Source organism: Chromohalobacter sp. 48-RD10 (genome assembly GCF_029889785.1).
In the GTDB taxonomy this organism is placed as follows: Bacteria; Pseudomonadota; Gammaproteobacteria; order Pseudomonadales; family Halomonadaceae; genus Chromohalobacter.
Map to the genome: position 1 here is coordinate 1 of NZ_JARANX010000090.1, position 2,305 is coordinate 2,305.

Consider the following 2,305-nt stretch of genomic DNA (forward strand, 5'->3'; position numbering starts at 1 on the left):
GTCGGAAAGTGGCGGCGTCGCCAAGCCAACAACCTCCCGCCGACCGCTCTCGTGCGCGCGCCATCCCGCGCGCGCTAGCGCGAACGTTGCTGGGGCAGGCGCGTGCCGATCGTCTCTCGGCAGACCTACCTACCACCCCGGTACCCGCCGACCAGTTCATCGACAAGAATCAGCGTCCCTTGGTAGCTCGCTCGCGTCATCTGTTGCTAACCAACGACTACGCCCGGGGCTTCGTGCGCCAAGTGCGCCAGAATGTCGTGGGCCGCAAAGGCATCCAGTTGCAGGCCCAGGCCAAAGACACCGACGGCACGCTGGATGAGCGCGCCAACGATGCGATCGAGGCCGACTTCGCCAAATGGTGCGACCGGCGCATCTGTGACGTGGCCGGACGCCGTTCCTTCCGGCAGTTGCTGGCGCGCGCAGCGGAGGACGCTGCGATCAACGGCGAGTTCATTTTCCGGCTGGTCTATGGCCGTGATCTCAATCCGTGGGGGTTGGCCATCCAGGTGCTGGATCCTCAGCGCTGCCCGGTGGAGGTCAATGAAGACCGCTTGCCGGGTGGTCAGTTCATCCGGCAAGGCATCAAGTACAACCGCTGGGGCCGCGCCGTCGCCTATCTGTTTGGCACCCTCGATCCGTCTGAGAGTGACTACCGCTTTGGCGGCCGCAATTTCGTCGAAGTGCCCGCCGAGGAAGTGATTCATGGCTTCCTCGAGGACCTCGTTGGGCAGCGTCGTGGCCTGCCGTGGATGGTCACCGCCGTTCTACGCATGCACCACCTGGATGGATTCGAGAAGGCCTCCCTGGTCAACGCCCGCGTCTCGGCGTCGAAGGGCGGCTTTTTCGAGTGGGAAGAGGGCATGGGCCCGGCGGACGAAGAAGAGGATGAGCACGAGCCGCTGTACATGGATGCCGAGCCTGGGTCGTTCCAGGAGTTGCCGCCCGGTCTCAAGTTCAAAAACTGGGAGCCGGACTTTCCGAGTGGTGAACTGGCGCCGTTTTCCAAGCAGAGCTTGCGCGGGATCGCCACCGGTCTGGGTATTTCCTACAACGAATTGGCCAACGACCTCGAGGGGGTCAACTTCTCCAGCATCCGTCAGGGCAAGCTTTCCGAGCGCGATAACTGGATGGAGCTGCAGGAGTGGTTGATCGAGCAGCTGCTGGAGCCGGTGTTCCAGGCGTGGCTGCCCCGCGCCCTGCTCAAGGGCATCGCCGTGCCCGGTACCAACGGCGCCACCCTGCGCCCCGAGCGTATCGAGAAATACCGCGAACATGCCTGGCAGCCGCGCCGCTGGGACTGGGTCGATCCAGACAAGGACTCTAAAACCGCCGCGCGTGACATCGCCAACAAGATCAAGAGCCCCAGCCAAGTGATCCGCGAACGCGGCGGTGACCCACGCAGCGTGTGGCGTCAGTGGGCGAGCGATCGGCAGGCCATGATCGACGCCGGCATCCCCGAGGCCCTGGTCGACGCGACATTGGGCGATCCCGCCATGAATAGCGGCAGCAGCACGCCCCAGGGCGAAACCGCAGGAGACGAGCAATGAAGGATAAGCGCGACGTTCGCGACCGCCGGCATCAGCCGACTGTCCCGCGTGAGCCCGATAAGGCCCGCGAGCTTGAGGGCAGCCACCAGACACGCAGCGTCACCGACGAGCAACTGCGCCAGATGAAGGCCGAGGGCCTGCGCCGCGACATGGTCGTTGGTGAAGTGCGTTCCATCGATCATGAGAACCGTACGGTCGAGCTGGCATTTTCCAGCGAGACCGAGGTGGAGCGATGGTTCGGCATCGAGGTGCTGGATCATAGCTCAAGTGCCATGCGCACTGAGCGCCTCGCTGATGGCGGGGCAGTCCTGGTCAATCATGATTGGGACGACCATGTGGGCGTGGTGGAGTCTGTCACCGTAGGGGACGACCGGCGGGGCCGGGCGAAGGTGCGCTTTGGCAAGGGCGCACGTGCTTCCGAGGTGTGGCAGGACGTGGTCGACGGCATCCGTCGGCATGTCTCGGTCGGCTACTCGATCCTCAAAGTAGAGGTCGAAGAGCGGGCTGGGATGCCTGACATGGTGCGCGTCACCGATTGGGAGCCGCATGAGATCAGCATCGTCTCCGTGCCGGCAGATATGTCCGTGGGCGTAGGGCGCTCACGGGAACCACTGCCAGCGGAGCCGAGCCAGAGCGGCCCTGATACTGCCAGCAATGAACGCAACCAATCGAGCGGCGCTGCTGGCGCTTCCAGGACACATCATAAGGAAGGCGAGATGAACGAGAAGATCCTGCGCGACAAGAAGGGCAACCTGGTC

At 64.0% G+C, this 2,305-nt stretch carries 2 protein-coding genes; both read left to right on the forward strand.

Features of this window, described 5'->3' with window-relative positions; all coding sequences use genetic code 11:
- Positions 1-1,547, forward strand: a 1,547-nt coding sequence (locus OP496_RS17220) for a phage portal protein (protein WP_280565065.1), incomplete at its 5' end; no start/stop codon positions are given.
- Positions 1,544-2,305 (forward strand): HK97 family phage prohead protease (locus OP496_RS17225; protein WP_280565067.1); only part of this gene is annotated, 762 nt, incomplete at its 3' end. The genes OP496_RS17220 and OP496_RS17225, both read left to right, overlap by 4 nt.